The organism is Streptomyces sp. NPDC018029 (assembly GCF_044327655.1).
Taxonomy (GTDB): Bacteria; Actinomycetota; Actinomycetes; order Streptomycetales; family Streptomycetaceae; genus Streptomyces.
In genome coordinates this window covers 141,957-155,291 of the sequence record NZ_JBIRFV010000009.1, presented here as the reverse complement: position 1 = coordinate 155,291, position 13,335 = coordinate 141,957, and the positions used below count along the sequence as shown (strand labels likewise).

Below are 13,335 nucleotides of genomic sequence, written 5' to 3'. Positions count from 1 at the left end.
TTCATGCCAGTCGCGGCGGCACGAGGGTGAAGCGGGCGTTGACCTGTGCGTAGACGTGCTGGCGTTGCGGTTCGAGGTCGAGGGGGGCCGCTTCCTCGGCGAAGTCGGGTGCGCCTCCGTAGGCGGCGGCGGCGCGCATGCCGCCCATGGGGCCGCCGTAGCCGTGGACGGGGGCCGGTTGCTCGGCGCCGATGTCGGCGAGTTCGACGAGGGCGGCGAGGTCGGTGCCGAGTGCTTCGGCGTATTCGCGGGCGCGTTGGACGGCTTCGCGGACCGCTTGCCGGCGGGCGTCACGGTGGGTGGGTGAGTCGGGGCGCAGGGCCCACCAGGGGCCTTCGACGCGGGTGAGGTCGAGGTCGGCGAGGCGGGTGGTGAGTTCGCCGAGGGCGGTGAAGTCGGTGAGTTCGGCGGTGGTGTGGACGCGGCCGTGGTAGGCGCGGACGCGTTCGCCGCGGCCGTGTCTGGTGAGTTCGGGGTTGATGGTGAAGGTGCCGGTTTCGAGTGTGGTGACGGCTTCGCCGTAGGTCTTGATGAGGTCGAGGGCGGTGGTGTTGCGGCGGGTGAGGTCGTTGAGGGTGTCGCGGCGGTCGGTGCCCCGGGCGGTGACGGTGACGGAGATGCGGGCGATTTCGGGGTCGACTTCGAGGTGTGCTTCGCCGCGGACGGCGAGGCGGGGTGCGTCGGGGGTGCCGTAGGGCGCGGGCGGCGATGTGGGGGCGGTGGAGTCCATGGCGTCACTTTCGCACCGTGGCGCGGCACCGGACAGTCATCGGATCGAAACCTGGGGGGTCTGTTGCGGGGGTGGTGGCCGGGGTCAGAATCTACGCGCGTTACATGCATCACCCGCGTCGCACGCGTCATGCGCGTCGCACGCGTCATGCGCGTCGCACGCGTCGCTTCGGTCGATCGAGGAGTACGGATATGCCGCTGAACCGTCGGAAGTTCCTGGGTACGTCTGCTGTCACGGGTGTGGGGGCGGCGCTGACGGGCGCGGCCGTGGCCCCGGCGGCGCGGGCGAGCGAGTCCGGGAGGGGCGGGCGGCGCGCGAAGCGGTACTCGTTCACGGTGCTCGGCACGACGGATCTGCACGGGAACGTCTTCAACTGGGACTACTTCACGGACAAGGAGTTCGACGACAAGGACCACAACGACGTGGGCCTGGCGAAGATCTCCACGCTGGTGAACCAGGTCCGCAAGGAGAAGGGCCGCGGGAACACCCTGCTCATCGACGCGGGTGACACGATCCAGGGCACGCAGCTTTCGTACTACTACGCCAAGGTGGATCCGATCACGGCGAAGCACGGTCCCGTGCATCCGATGGCGCAGGCGATGAACGCGATCGGATATGACGCGGCGGCGCTGGGCAACCACGAGTTCAATTACGGCATACCGGTGCTGCGGAAGTTCGAGGAGCAGTGCGACTTTCCGCTCCTCGGGGCGAACGCGCTGGACGCGAAGACGCAGAAGCCCGCTTTCCCGCCGTACTTCATGAAGCGGCTGCGCACGCCGCACGGCCGTGATGTGAAGGTGGCGGTGCTGGGTCTCACCAATCCGGGGATCGCGATCTGGGACAAGGCGAATGTCCAGGGGAAGATGACGTTCCCGGGTCTTGAGGAGCAGGCGGCGCAGTGGGTGCCGAAGCTGCGGTCGATGGGTGCGGATGTCGTGATCGTGTCGGCGCACTCCGGCTCCAGCGGCACGTCTTCTTACGGTGACCAGTTGCCGTATGTCGAGAACGCGGCGGGTCTTGTGGCGGAGCAGGTGCCGGGGATCGACGCGATTCTGGTGGGGCACGCGCACACGGAGATTCCCGAGTACTTCGTGGAGAACAAGAAGACCGGCAAGAAGGTCGTGCTGTCGGAGCCGTTGAAGTGGGGTCAGCGGCTCACTCTGTTCGACTTCGACCTGGTGTGGGCGAAGGGCCGCTGGACGGTCGAGAAGGTCGGGGCGAAGGTCCTGAACTCGAATACGGTGGCCGAGGACAAGAAGGTGACGCGGCTCCTCGCGGACGAGCACAGGAAGGTCGTCGCGTACGTCAACCAGGTGATCGGTACGTCGACGCAGGCGATGAGCACGGCCGAGGGCCCGTACAAGGATGTCGCGATCATCGATCTGATCAACCAGGTGCAGAAGGAGACGGTGGCGGAGGCGCTGAAGGGCGGCGCGTACGCGGCGCTGCCGGTGCTCTCGCAGGCCTCCTGCTTCTCGCGCACGGCGCAGATCCCGGCGGGCGACGTGACGATCAGGGACGCGGCGGGCCTCTACCCCTTCGAGAACACCCTGGAGGCGCGGCTGCTCACGGGTGCGCAGCTCAAGGAGTACCTGGAGTTCTCCGCGCGCTACTACGTGCAGACCCCCGCGGGTGGCCCGGTCGACCCGGCGAAGCTGACGAACGCCGGGAACATCCCGGACTACAACTACGACGCGGTGCTCGGTCTGACGTACGAGATCGACATCGCGAAGCCGGCCGGGTCGCGCATCACGAAGCTGTCCTTCGAGGGCAAGGAACTCGACCCGAAGGCCGAGTTCGTCCTCGCGGTGAACAACTACCGGGCGAGCGGCGGCGGGAACTTCCCGCACATCGCGGGTGCCAAGCAGCTGTGGGCGAATTCGGAGGAGATCCGGAACACGATCATCGGCTGGGTGAAGGCGAAGGGGACGGTCGACCCGGGCCGGTTCGCGTCGGTGGACTGGAAGCTGACCCGGGACGGTACGCCGGTGTTCTAGAGCCCCAGGCTCGTGAGGTCCACGCTGTCGGCGAGGGCCTGGGCGCCGGCGTCGTTGACGTGGAGGCCGTCGCCGCTGTCGTAGGCGTCGTGGATCCGGTCGGGGTCGGCGGGGTCCGCGACGGCGGCGGCGAAGTCCGCGTAGGAGTCGAAGGGGCTGTCGGTGCCGCGGATCCAGTCGTTGACCTCGCGGGCGACGGCGATGCCTTCGGGGGTGGAGTAGCCCTCGAAGATCGTGTCCTTGTAGGGGCCGACGGTGGTGACGGTCGCGGTGAGGCCCGCGGCGTGGATGCGGTCGGCGAGTGCGGTGAGGCCCGCGATGAGGTCGGCTGCGGTGGGGAGGGGCGCCGGGTCGGGGTAGGCCTCCTGGCCGGGGATGCCGAGGTCGTTGAGGCCGAAGTGGATCAGTATGTGGGTGGCGCCTGGGGTGTCGAGGGCGTCGCGGTCGAGGCGGGCCAGGGCGCGTTCGCCGATCTCGTCGGTGAGCAGGCGGTTGGCGGAGAGGCCTTGGTTGACGACCCAGCCGTGGTGTCCCGCGGCGCGGAGGCGGTCGTTGAGCAGGTCGGGGAAGCGGTGGTCGGTGTCGGTGGTGGTGCCGGTGCCTTCGAACCAGGAGTCTCCGAAGGCGACGGCGATGCGGGTGCCCGCGGGGGCGAGGACGTCGGCGCCGCTGATGAAGTGGCGGGTGACGAGTTCTTCGAGGCCTTCGGTGCCGTCGAGGGTGGGTGCGGTGAGGGCGTTGCCGGGGACGGCGTAGCCGGTGCGCAGGGGGACGGCGGAGTAGGTGGAGAGGCCGGTGTCGTCGGGGAGCCAGAGGGTGAGGGCGAGCTCTTCGCCGGCGGTGACGGCCCGCTCGATCGGGTCGCTGACGGCCTCTTCGCCCACGGGGATGGTGAACTCCGCGGCGCCGCCGAGCAGGACCGGCGCGCCGGTGCCGGTGTCGATGCCGCTGCCTTCGGTGCGTCTGGCGAGGTGGGCGCCGCCGATGCGGAGGGGTTCCTTGCCGTAGCGGTTGGTGAGGCGGATGCGGAGGGCGCTGCCGCCTCCGTCGAGGCGGATGATCTGGCGGACGGTGTGTCCGGCGAAGCCGCGGAGTTCGAAGAGGTCGATGGTCTCGTGCGGGCTGACGACGGCGGAGCGGAAGGCTGCGGTCCAGGAGGCCGTGGAGTCTGTGGTCACGGTCGTACCGAACCGAGGTACCGGGGCGGTTATTTCGGCGGACGGCGTTTTTTCGCGAACGAATACGAAGGAATATTCGGAGGTGCCGGAGCGCTTGGGGGCGGACAATTCCACACATGAATGAGGAACTTGCCGCAGCTCTCGCCCCGGTGCTCCGTGACCTCGACGCGACGTGCGCGGTGCGTCCGGTGGTCCGTGAGGAGCAGGACGACGGGATCGGGGAGTACGTGATGCTGTACGCGCCGGACGGCTCGGGCGCGGGGCTGGTGCAGCGCTTCGGTGCGAGTGGGCCGGAGCGGACGGCGGACTTGGCGGACCAGGCGCAGGACTGGGCGGTGGAGGCGCTGTGTGCGGAGTTGCTGCCCGCGGTGTGGCCGGAGTGTCCCGAGCACCCCGACTCGCATCCGTTGGAGGCCGGGGTGGTGAGGGGGGTGGCTGTGTGGTCGTGTCCGGGGTCGCGGCGGGTGGCCGCCGCGGTCGGGGAGCTGGGCGGGCCCGTCAGTTCTTGAGGCGGAGCAGCAGCAGTACTTGATGCGTATCAGTTCTTGAGGCGTACGAGGTTTCCGCGCTGTTCGCCGATGCGGCCGGCCGTGCCGGTGTGCTGTTCGGGGCCGTGGAGTCCGAAGGTGGTGAACGCGGTGCGGTGCGGCAGTGGGTAGCGGGTCCTGCCGGTGAGGGTGTTGAGGATGGTGGCGCTGCGCCAGGCGGCGAGGCCGAGGTCGGGGGCGCCGACGCCGTGGGTGTGGCGTTCGGCGTTCTGTACGTAGATGTTGCTGCCGGCGCCGGTGATGGAGGGGTCGAGGACGAGGCGGTACTGCTCGTCGATGCGGGGGCGGGCGGAGGAGTCCTTGCGGATGTAGGGGTCGAGGGCGCCGATGAGCTGGTCGAGGGGGCGCTCGCGGTAGCCGGTGGCTAGGACGACGGCGTCGGTGGTGAGGCGGGAGCGGGTGCCTTGTTGCAGGTGTTCGAGGTGGAGTTCGACGCGGGTGGTGGCGACGCGTCCCGCGGTGCGGACGGAGACGCCGGGGGTGAGGACGGCGTCGGGCCAGCCGCCGTGCAGGGTGCGGCGGTACAGCTCGTCGTGGACGGCGGCGATGGTGTCGGCGTCGATGCCTTTGTGGAGCTGCCATTGGTGGGGGACGAGGCCGTCGCGTACGGCTTCGGGCAGGGCGTGGAAGTAGCGGGTGTAGTCGGGGGTGAAGTGCTCCAGGCCGAGCTTGGAGTACTCCATGGGGGCGAAGGCCTCGGTGCGGGCGAGCCAGTGGATCTTCTCGTGTCCGACGGGGCGGGCGCGGAGCAGGTCGAGGAAGATCTCGGCGCCGGACTGGCCCGAGCCGATGACGGTGATGTGGTCGGCGGTGAGCAGGGTTTCGCGGTGGTCGAGGTAGTCGGCGGAGTGGATGACGGGGACGGTGGGGGCTTCGGCGAGGGGTTTGAGGGGCTCGGGGATGTGGGGGGCGGTGCCGATGCCGAGGACGATGTTCTTGGTGTAGGTGCGGCCGAGGGCTTCGGCTTCGCCGTCGGAGTCGAGCTGCGTGTAGTCGACTTCGAAGAGGTCGCGTTCGGGGTTCCAGCGGACGGCGTCGATCTGGTGTCCGAAGTGGAGGGTGGGGAGGTTATCGCTGACCCAGCGGCAGTAGGCGTCGTATTCGGCGCGCTGGATGTGGAAGCGCTCGGCGAAGTAGAAGGGGAAGAGCCGCTCGCGGGCCTTGAGGTAGTTGAGGAAGGACCAGGGGTTGGCGGGGTCGGCGAGGGTGACGAGGTCGGCGAGGAAGGGGACTTGGAGGGTGGCGCCGTCGATGAGGAGTCCGGGGTGCCATTGGAAGGCGGGCTGTTGTTCGTAGAAGGCGGTGTCGAGGTCGCCCAGGGGGTGGGCGAGGGCGGCGAGGGAGAGGTTGAAGGGGCCGATGCCGATGCCGACGAGGTCGCGGGGGTCTTCGGGGGTGGTGAGCGGCCGGGGGCCGGGGTGGTCGGGGGTGCCGGTCATCGGGGGGTGGTTCCTTCCACGAGCTTGAGGAGCGCGGTCAGGTCTTCGGGCCGGGTGTGCGGGTTGAGGAGGGTGGCCTTGAGCCAGCGGCGGCCGTCGAGGTCGGCGCGGCCGAGTACGGCGGTGCCTTCGGTGAGCAGCCGCCTTCGTACGTGGGCGATGTGGTCGTCGGTGGCGTCCGCGGGGCGGAACAGGACGGTGCTGATGGTGGGGGTGTCGTAGAGCTCGAAGGCGGGGTGCGCCCGGATCCGGTCGGCGAACTCGCGCGCCAGGTCGCAGACTTGGTCGACGAGGGCTCCCAGCCCGGTGCGGCCGAGGGTTCTGAGGGTGACGGCGATCTTGAGTACGTCGGGGCGTCGGGTGGTGCGCAGGGAGCGGCCGAGGAGGTCGGGGAGGCCGGCTTCGGTGTCGTCGTCGGCGTTGAGGTAGTCGGCGCGGTGGTCGAGGGCGCGGAGGTCGTCCGGGTCGCGGACGGCGATGAGCCCCGCGGCGGCGGGTTGCCAGCCCAGTTTGTGCAGGTCGAGGGTGACGGTGTCGGCGCGGTGGAGGCCGTGGAGCTGTTCTCTGCGGGTGTCGCTGAAGAGGAGGCCTCCGCCGTACGCGGCGTCGACGTGGAGGCGGGCGCCGTGGGTGGCGCAGATGTCGGCGATGTCGTCGAGGGGGTCGATGAGGCCGGCGTCGGTGGTGCCCGCGGTGGCGGCGACGAGGTGGGTGCCCGGTGGGCCGCCGAGTGCGGTGAGGGCGGCGTCGAGTGCCGTGGGGTCGAGGGTGCCCGCGGGGGCGGGCACGGTGACCGGTTCGGGCAGGCCGAGGAGCCAGGCGGCGCGGGTCAGGGAGTGGTGGGCGTTCTCGCCGGTGATGAGGCGTACGGGGCCGCGAGGGGTGGCTTCCCGGGCAAGGAGGACGGCGAGCTGGTTGGCCTCGGTGCCGCCGGTGGTGACGAGGGCGTCGCCGCCGTCGTGGATCTCGGCGGCGAGTGCGCGGGTGACGAGGGCTTCGAGTGCGGTCGCGGCGGGTGCCTGGTCCCAGGAGTCCATGGAGGGGTTGAGGGCGGACGCGGCCAGGTCGGCTGCGACGGCGACGGCGAGGGGCGGGCAGTGCAGGTGGGCGGCGCACAGGGGGTCCGCGGGGTCGGCGGCGCCTTCGGTGAGGGCGCGGACGACGGCGCGCAGGGCCGTTTCGGGATCGGTGCCGTGTTCGGGGAGGACCGGGTCGGCGGCGGCGCGGACGCGGTCGGTGACCGCGCCGGGGCCGCCGGCGGGGAGGGGGCCGCCGCGGGCGGCGGTTCCTTCGCGGAGGGCGTCGAGCGCGGCGGCGAGCAACGGCCGCAGGGCGTCGGGGCCTTGGGCGCCTCCGGAGAGGGGCGGCGGGGTGCGCGGGGTGCTCGGCGTGCTCGGGTTGCTCATCGGCGAGGGGGTCCTTCGGGTGCGCGCGTACAGGGGCACCAGCCTGTACGGCGCGCGGACGGCGCGTCCGAATACCTCGGCGAACCGAACCCGAAAGTGGTACTGCCGTGCGGAGAAAACGTGTGGGGGTGGCCTCGGGTGCTAGAGGGGCCCCGCAACGGGAGGGCCCCCTCTGGCTGCCCCGTCAGTCCTGGGGTGTGCCCTGGCGGACGCGCAGGGCCCGTGCCAGGTCGTCGAGCTGGTCGACGAGCTTGCGGCGCAGGGCCGGGATGGGTTCGGCGTCGCGCAGGCACCGCTCGCCGAGGCGGAGCGTCTCGGCGTCCACGAAGGGCGCGGGGAAGGCGTAGCGGCCCGCGGCTTCGGCCATGGCGGGTCCGCGGCGTGCGGCGAGGGCCACGGCGTCTTCGTAGTAGCGGGGGACGTACTCCCTGACGAGGTCGGCCTGTTCGGGCTGCCAGAAGCCCTGGGCGGTGGCGGTGAAGAGGTAGTTGGACAGGTCGTCGGAGCCGAACATGGCGTCCCAGGCGGCCCGTTTGGCGGCGGCGTCGGGCAGCGCGGCGCGGCAGCGTGCGGCGCCTTCCTGGCCGGTGGCGCTCGGGTCCCGCGCCAGTTCGGCGGCGATGGCGGCCTCGTCGGTCGCGTCGAGGACGGCGAGCCTGGCGAGGATGCGCCAGCGCAGTTCGGGGTCGAGTTCGGGGCCGCCGGGCACGGTGCCCTCGGCGAGCCAGGCCTGGAGGGGTGCCTCCTGGGTGGCGACGTCGATGAAGCCGCGGACGGCGGTGAGGCGCAGGCCGGGGTTGGAGCCGTCCTCGGTGCGGCGGATCAGGTCGCGGCAGAGTTCGCCGAGGAGGGCGAGGGCGGCGGGCCGCTGGTCGGGGGTGGTGTAGCGGTCGGCGATGTGGAGGGTGGCGAAGCCGAGGACGCCCTGGACGAGGGCGAGGTCGCTCTCCTCGGGGAGGTGGGTGCGGGCGGCCCTGAGGTAGGTGGTGCCGTCGAGCTCGCCGTCGCGGACCATGTCGCGGAGGCTGTTCCACAGGACGGCGCGGGTGAGGGCGTCGGGGACGCCGGAGAGGCCGCGCAGGGCGGTTTCCCGGGAGTGGTCGTCGAGGCGGATCTTGGCGTAGGTGAGGTCTTGGTCGTTGGGGACGATCAGGGCGGGGCGGCCGCCGTCGCGCGGGATGTCGGGTCCGGTGGCGGGGACGTCCGTCTCGAAGCGTTCGCGCAGGACGAGGCCGGGGGCGCCGGACAGGTCGCGGTCGTAGACGCCGACGGCGATGCGGTGGGGGCGCCCGCTCTCCCGGCCCCGGCCGCCGTCCCCGTCGACGGTGAGGGTCCATTCGCGTCCGGCGTGGGCGACCTTGGAGGTGAGGGTGTCGACGCCGGTGGTGCGCAGCCAGGCCGCGGCCCAGGCGTGGACGTCGCGGTCGGTGGCGTGGGCGAGGGAGTCGATGAAGTCGGCGAGGGTGGCGTTGCCGAACTTGTGGCGTGCGAAGTGGGTGTTGATGCCGGCGAGGAAGTCCTTCTCGCCGAGCCAGGCGACGAGCTGGCGCAGGGCGCTGGCCCCCTTGGCGTACGAGATGCCGTCGAAGTTGAGCATCGCGGACGCGGTGTCGGGCACGGCGTCGGGGTCGGGGGCGACGGGGTGGGTGGAGGGGCGCTGGTCGGCGTCGTATCCCCAGGACTTGCGGGCGACGCCGAAGTCGGTCCAGGGGTCCTTGAAGCGGGTGGCTTCGGCGGTGGTCTGGAAGCCCATGTACTCGGCGAAGGACTCGTTGAGCCAGATGTCGTCCCACCAGCGGAGCGTGACGAGGTCGCCGAACCACATGTGGGCCATCTCGTGGGCGATGACCATGGCGCGGGTCTGCCGCTCGGTGTCGGTGACCGCGGAGCGGTAGACGAACTCGTCGCGGAAGGTGACGAGTCCGGGGTTCTCCATCGCGCCCGCGTTGAATTCGGGGACGAACGCCTGGTCGTAGGAGTCGAAGGGGTAGGGCTCCTCGAACTTCTCGTGGTAGCGGTCGTAGCAGGCGCGGGTGATGTCGAGGATCTCGTCGGCGTCGGCGTCCATGGCGGGGCCGAGGGAGCGGCGGCAGTGGATGCCGAAGGGCAGCCCGCGGTGTTCGGTGCGGACCGAGTGCCAGGGCCCCGCGGCGACGGCGACGAGGTAGGTGGAGATGAGCGGGGTCGCCGCGGCCCGCCAGGTGCCGCCGCCGGTGTGTTCGGTGATGCCGTTGGCGAGGACGGTCCAGCTCTCGGGGGCGGTGACGGTCAGCTCGAAGACGGCCTTCAGGTCGGGCTGGTCGAAGGCGGCGAAGACGCGCTGCACGTCTTCCATGAAGAGCTGGGTGTACGTGTACGTCTCGCCGTCGGTGGGGTCGGTGAAGCGGTGCATGCCCTCGCCGGTGCGGGAGTAGCGCATCGCGGCGTCGACGCGGAGTTCGTGCTCGCCTGCGGTGAGGCCGTCGAGCGCGAGGCGGTTGCCGGTCAGGCCCGCCGGGTCGAGCGGGTGCCCGTCGAGGGTGACGGAGCGCAGCTCGGCGGGCTTGAGCTCGACGAAGGTGGCGCCTTCGGTGCGGGCGCTGAACCGGATGACGGTCCGGGAGTCGAAGGTGTCGTGGGCGGGGTCGGCCGCCCGGGACAGATCGAGCTCGACCGTGTACCGGTGGACGTCGATGAGCTGGGCACGGGTCTGCGCTTCGTCGCGCGTCAGTACGGGCATGGGCCCATGCTGCCCGATGCCGTGAGGATCGGCGTAGGACTCACATCTCAGGCACGCACCGCCGGCCGGACCCGCCGGGCCGCAGGGCAGGCCCTAGGCGGACTTGGCGATCGTCTCGTGGTGGCGGATGACCTCGGCGATGATGAAGTTGAGCAGCTTCTCGGCGAAGGCCGGGTCGAGCTTGGCGCTCTCGGCGAGTTCGCGCAGGCGGGCGATCTGGCGGGACTCGCGGCCGGGGTCGGCGGGCGGCAGGTGGTGCTGGGCCTTGAGGTGGCCGACCTGCTGGGTGCACTTGAAGCGTTCGGCGAGCATGTGGACGACGGCGGCGTCGATGTTGTCGATGCTGTCGCGCAGCCGGGACAGCTCGGCGCGCACGGCGTCGTCCGGGGCGGTGGCGGGGTCCGAGGCCGCGGCGGGGTGCGTGCCGTTCGTGCTGTTGTCGTCACTGGTGTGGCTGGTGGTCATGGTCCACGAGCCTACGTTGCCGCTCCGGGGCCGCCACCGGCGGAAGAGCGCAAAACGGGTGGGTGGTCGGGGTCGGGTATCCGGTGCGACCAGCCGCCGGGGACGGCCCTTCCCTGCTGGTCGCGGAAGCGGACGGGGGCCATGCCGACGCGGCGGGTGAAAAGGCGTGAAAAGTACGCCGGGTCGTCGTAGCCGACGCGGCGGGCGACGGCGGCGACGGGCAGCTCGGTGGCGGCGAGGAGTTCCTTGGCGCGGCCCAGGCGGATGCCGAGGAGGTAGTCCTTGGGGCTGCACCCGGCGCCGCGCCGCACGGCGGTGCGCAGTTCGGCGGGGGTCATGCCGTGCCGGGCGGCGTGCTCGGCGACGGACAGGGGCTGGAAGGCGTCGCGGGCGAGGGACTGGAGGACGGGGTCGCCGTCGGGGGCGATGTCGGCGCGGGCGCGGCGCAGCGCGACGAGGAGTTCGTGGACGGCGGCGCCGGTCTCCACTTCGAGGAGGGGGTTGCCGCGGCGGGCCGCGCGGGCGATGCGGGCGACGACGCCGCGGGCGCCCGCGGCGTCGGAGAGCGGGACGACGGGGCGGGTGGGTTCGATGTAGCCGAGTTCGGTGTACGTGGCGGTGGCGGGTCCCGTGAAGTCGACGAAGCACTCGTCCCAGCCGGTGTCGGGGTCGGGTCCGTAGTGGTGGCGTACGCCCGGGGTGAGCCAGATCAGGGCGGGCGCGGTCACGGTGGTGCGGTGTCCGTCGGGGCCGCGGAACCAGCCGCCGCCGGAGCTGATGACGACGGCGACGTGGTGGTCGAGGGTGCGGGGGCCGACGGTGGGCAGGAGCCCGTGCTGGAGGCCGACGCCGAGGCAGGCGAGGCCGAGTCTGTGGTGGGCCGGGCTCGGGGTGAAATACCGCATCCACGTGTGGTACATCCGCTTCCGCCCCTTTCGTCCGGGCGCCGGCCCGCTCCTTGGGTCTTTCGTACGGGCGCCGGCCCTCTCCTTGCGTCCAACCGGGCTCGATCTTTGTCCATGGACCCCGTCCCCCGCCAGAGGTGATCGTGGGCGGGACGTGAGCGAGGGGACGCGATGAACGGGTTCAGGGTCGGCGAGGACGATTTCGAGCTGGACGGGCGGCCGGTGCGGCTGCTCTCCGGCGCGCTGCACTACTTCCGGGTGCACGAGGCGCAGTGGGGTCACCGTCTCGCGATGCTGCGGGCGATGGGGCTCAACTGCGTGGAGACGTACGTCCCGTGGAACCTGCACGAGCCGCGTCCGGGCACGTACCGCGACGTGGACGCGGTGGGCCGGTTCCTGGACGTGGTGCGCGAGGCGGGCCTGTGGGCGATCGTCCGGCCCGGCCCCTACATCTGCGCGGAGTGGGAGAACGGCGGTCTGCCGCACTGGCTGACGGGTGCGGTGGGGGCCCGCGCGCGGACCCGGGACGAGGAGTACCTCGGGCACGTGAACCGCTGGTTCCACCGGTTGCTGCCGCAGGTCGTGGCGCGCCAGGAGAGCCGCGGCGGCCCCGTGATCATGGTGCAGGTCGAGAACGAGTACGGCAGCTACGGCTCGGACCGGGTCTACCTGCGCCACCTGGCCGACCTGCTGCACTCCGAGGGCGTGAGCGTCCCGCTGTTCACCTCGGACGGCCCCGAGGACCACATGCTGACCGGCGGCTCGATCCCGGGTGTCCTGGCGACGGCCAACTTCGGGTCCGGGGCGCGCGCGGCGTTCGACAAGCTGCGCGCGCACCGCCCCCGGGGGCCGCTGATGTGCATGGAGTTCTGGTGCGGCTGGTTCGACCACTGGGGCGCGGAGCACGTCGTACGGGACGCCGACGACGCGGCGGCGGCGCTGCGCGAGATCCTGGAGTGCGGGGCGTCGGTGAACCTGTACATGGCGCACGGCGGCACGAACTTCGCGGGGTGGGCGGGCGCCAACCGGGGCGGCGGCCCGCTGCACGACGGGGAGCTGCAGCCGGACGTCACGTCGTACGACTACGACGCGCCCGTCGACGAGTCCGGCCGTGCCACGCCGAAGTTCTGGGCGTTCAGGAAGGTCCTCGCCCGGTACGCGGCCACTCCCCTGCCGGAGCCGCCCCCGCCACCGCCGTCGCTGGGCGCGCCCGCGTCGGCGCCGCTCCCGACCTGGTCCTCCCTGGCCACGGTCCTGGACTTCCTGGGCTCCCCGGAGTCGGAGCACGCGGTCCCGCCCACGTTCGAGGAGCTGGACGTGGACCGCGGCCTGGTCCGCTACACGGTGACGGTGCCGGGCCCGCGCGAGCCGTACCCGCTGAGCGTGCGGGGCCTTCGGGACCGGGCGGTGGTGTACATCGACGGCGACCGGGCGGGCGTCCTCACGGAGGGCACCACGACCCTGCCCGCCCCGGTCGCCGGGCACGCGCGCGTGGAGCTGTGGGTGGAGTCGCTCGGCCGAGTCAACTACGGCCCGCGCACGGGCGAGCCGAAGGGCATCACCGGGGGCATCCTGCACGAGCGGCAGTACCTGCACGGGGTGCGGGCCCGCGCGCTGCGCCTCGACGCGTTCGACGTGCCGTCGGCGGTACGGGGCGTCCCGGCCGCGGGGGAAGCGGGCTCGGGACGCCCCGGCCTGTACCGGGGCGTCATCGAGGTCGGGCCCCCCGGCGACGCCTCCCTGAACCTGCCCGGCTGGACACGTGGCTTCGTCTGGGTGAACGGCTTCAACCTGGGCCGCTACTGGTCGGCGGGCCCGCAGACGTCGCTGTACGTTCCCGGGCCGGTGCTCCGGGAGGGGGCGAACGAGGTGTGGGTGCTGGAGTTGGAGGAGGGCGGGGAGCGGGTCGGGCTGGCGTGAGGGGACCTCAGGAGTTCCAGGAGTTCCC

Annotated in this window: 10 protein-coding genes; 3 read left to right on the top strand and 7 right to left on the bottom strand. The window is 71.8% G+C overall.

All coding sequences use genetic code 11. From position 1 onward, the window contains the following. Position 1: 1 nt before the first annotated feature. Positions 2-730, bottom strand: coding sequence for an SIMPL domain-containing protein (locus ACH4D5_RS27115; protein WP_398307357.1), 729 nt, complete (start codon positions 728-730; stop codon positions 2-4). Positions 731-921: 191 nt separating this feature from the next. On the opposite strand from ACH4D5_RS27115, the gene ACH4D5_RS27110 reads away from it, so the two are divergent. Continuing rightward, positions 922-2,727, top strand: a complete 1,806-nt coding sequence (locus tag ACH4D5_RS27110) for a bifunctional metallophosphatase/5'-nucleotidase (RefSeq protein ID WP_398307355.1) — start codon at positions 922-924, stop codon at positions 2,725-2,727. On the opposite strand, the gene ACH4D5_RS27105 is transcribed toward ACH4D5_RS27110, so the two are convergent. Further along, the gene (locus tag ACH4D5_RS27105) at positions 2,724-3,905 is read right to left on the bottom strand and encodes a GDSL-type esterase/lipase family protein (protein WP_398307354.1); all 1,182 of its coding nucleotides are present in this window, start codon (positions 3,903-3,905) and stop codon (positions 2,724-2,726) included. The genes ACH4D5_RS27110 and ACH4D5_RS27105 overlap by 4 nt on opposite strands. A 116-nt stretch (positions 3,906-4,021) precedes the next feature. Between ACH4D5_RS27105 and ACH4D5_RS27100 the strand changes: the two genes are divergently transcribed. Continuing rightward, a complete protein-coding gene (locus ACH4D5_RS27100) occupies positions 4,022-4,414 on the top strand; it encodes a hypothetical protein (protein ID WP_398307352.1) in 393 nt (130 codons plus the stop codon). A gap of 29 nt (positions 4,415-4,443) precedes the next feature. Here the strand turns inward: ACH4D5_RS27100 and ACH4D5_RS27095 are convergent, their stop codons facing one another. The 5 genes from ACH4D5_RS27095 to ACH4D5_RS27075 all read right to left on the bottom strand — a co-directional run bounded on the left by ACH4D5_RS27095 (position 4,444) and on the right by ACH4D5_RS27075 (position 11,402). Next, entirely contained in the window at positions 4,444-5,892 is a 1,449-nt protein-coding gene (locus ACH4D5_RS27095; RefSeq protein WP_398307350.1) for a lysine N(6)-hydroxylase/L-ornithine N(5)-oxygenase family protein, read from the bottom strand. Next, on the bottom strand, positions 5,889-7,298 hold the full coding sequence (locus ACH4D5_RS27090) for a pyridoxal phosphate-dependent decarboxylase family protein (protein ID WP_398307348.1): 1,410 nt from the start codon (positions 7,296-7,298) through the stop codon (positions 5,889-5,891). The genes ACH4D5_RS27095 and ACH4D5_RS27090 overlap by 4 nt, the downstream gene beginning before the upstream one ends. A 184-nt stretch (positions 7,299-7,482) precedes the next feature. After that, the gene (gene pepN / locus ACH4D5_RS27085) at positions 7,483-10,017 is read right to left on the bottom strand and encodes an aminopeptidase N (protein ID WP_398307346.1); all 2,535 of its coding nucleotides are present in this window, start codon (positions 10,015-10,017) and stop codon (positions 7,483-7,485) included. A 93-nt stretch (positions 10,018-10,110) separates the two neighbouring features. Then, positions 10,111-10,482 carry a chorismate mutase gene (locus tag ACH4D5_RS27080; RefSeq protein WP_398307344.1) on the bottom strand — a complete coding sequence of 124 codons (372 nt, stop codon included), beginning with the start codon at positions 10,480-10,482 and terminating at the stop codon, positions 10,111-10,113. An 11-nt stretch (positions 10,483-10,493) separates the two neighbouring features. Continuing rightward, positions 10,494-11,402, bottom strand: a complete 909-nt coding sequence (locus ACH4D5_RS27075) for a helix-turn-helix domain-containing protein (protein WP_398307342.1) — start codon at positions 11,400-11,402, stop codon at positions 10,494-10,496. Positions 11,403-11,558: 156 nt separating this feature from the next. On the opposite strand from ACH4D5_RS27075, the gene ACH4D5_RS27070 reads away from it, so the two are divergent. After that, positions 11,559-13,307, top strand: a complete 1,749-nt coding sequence (locus tag ACH4D5_RS27070) for a beta-galactosidase (RefSeq protein ID WP_398307340.1) — start codon at positions 11,559-11,561, stop codon at positions 13,305-13,307. Positions 13,308-13,335 lie beyond the last annotated feature (28 nt).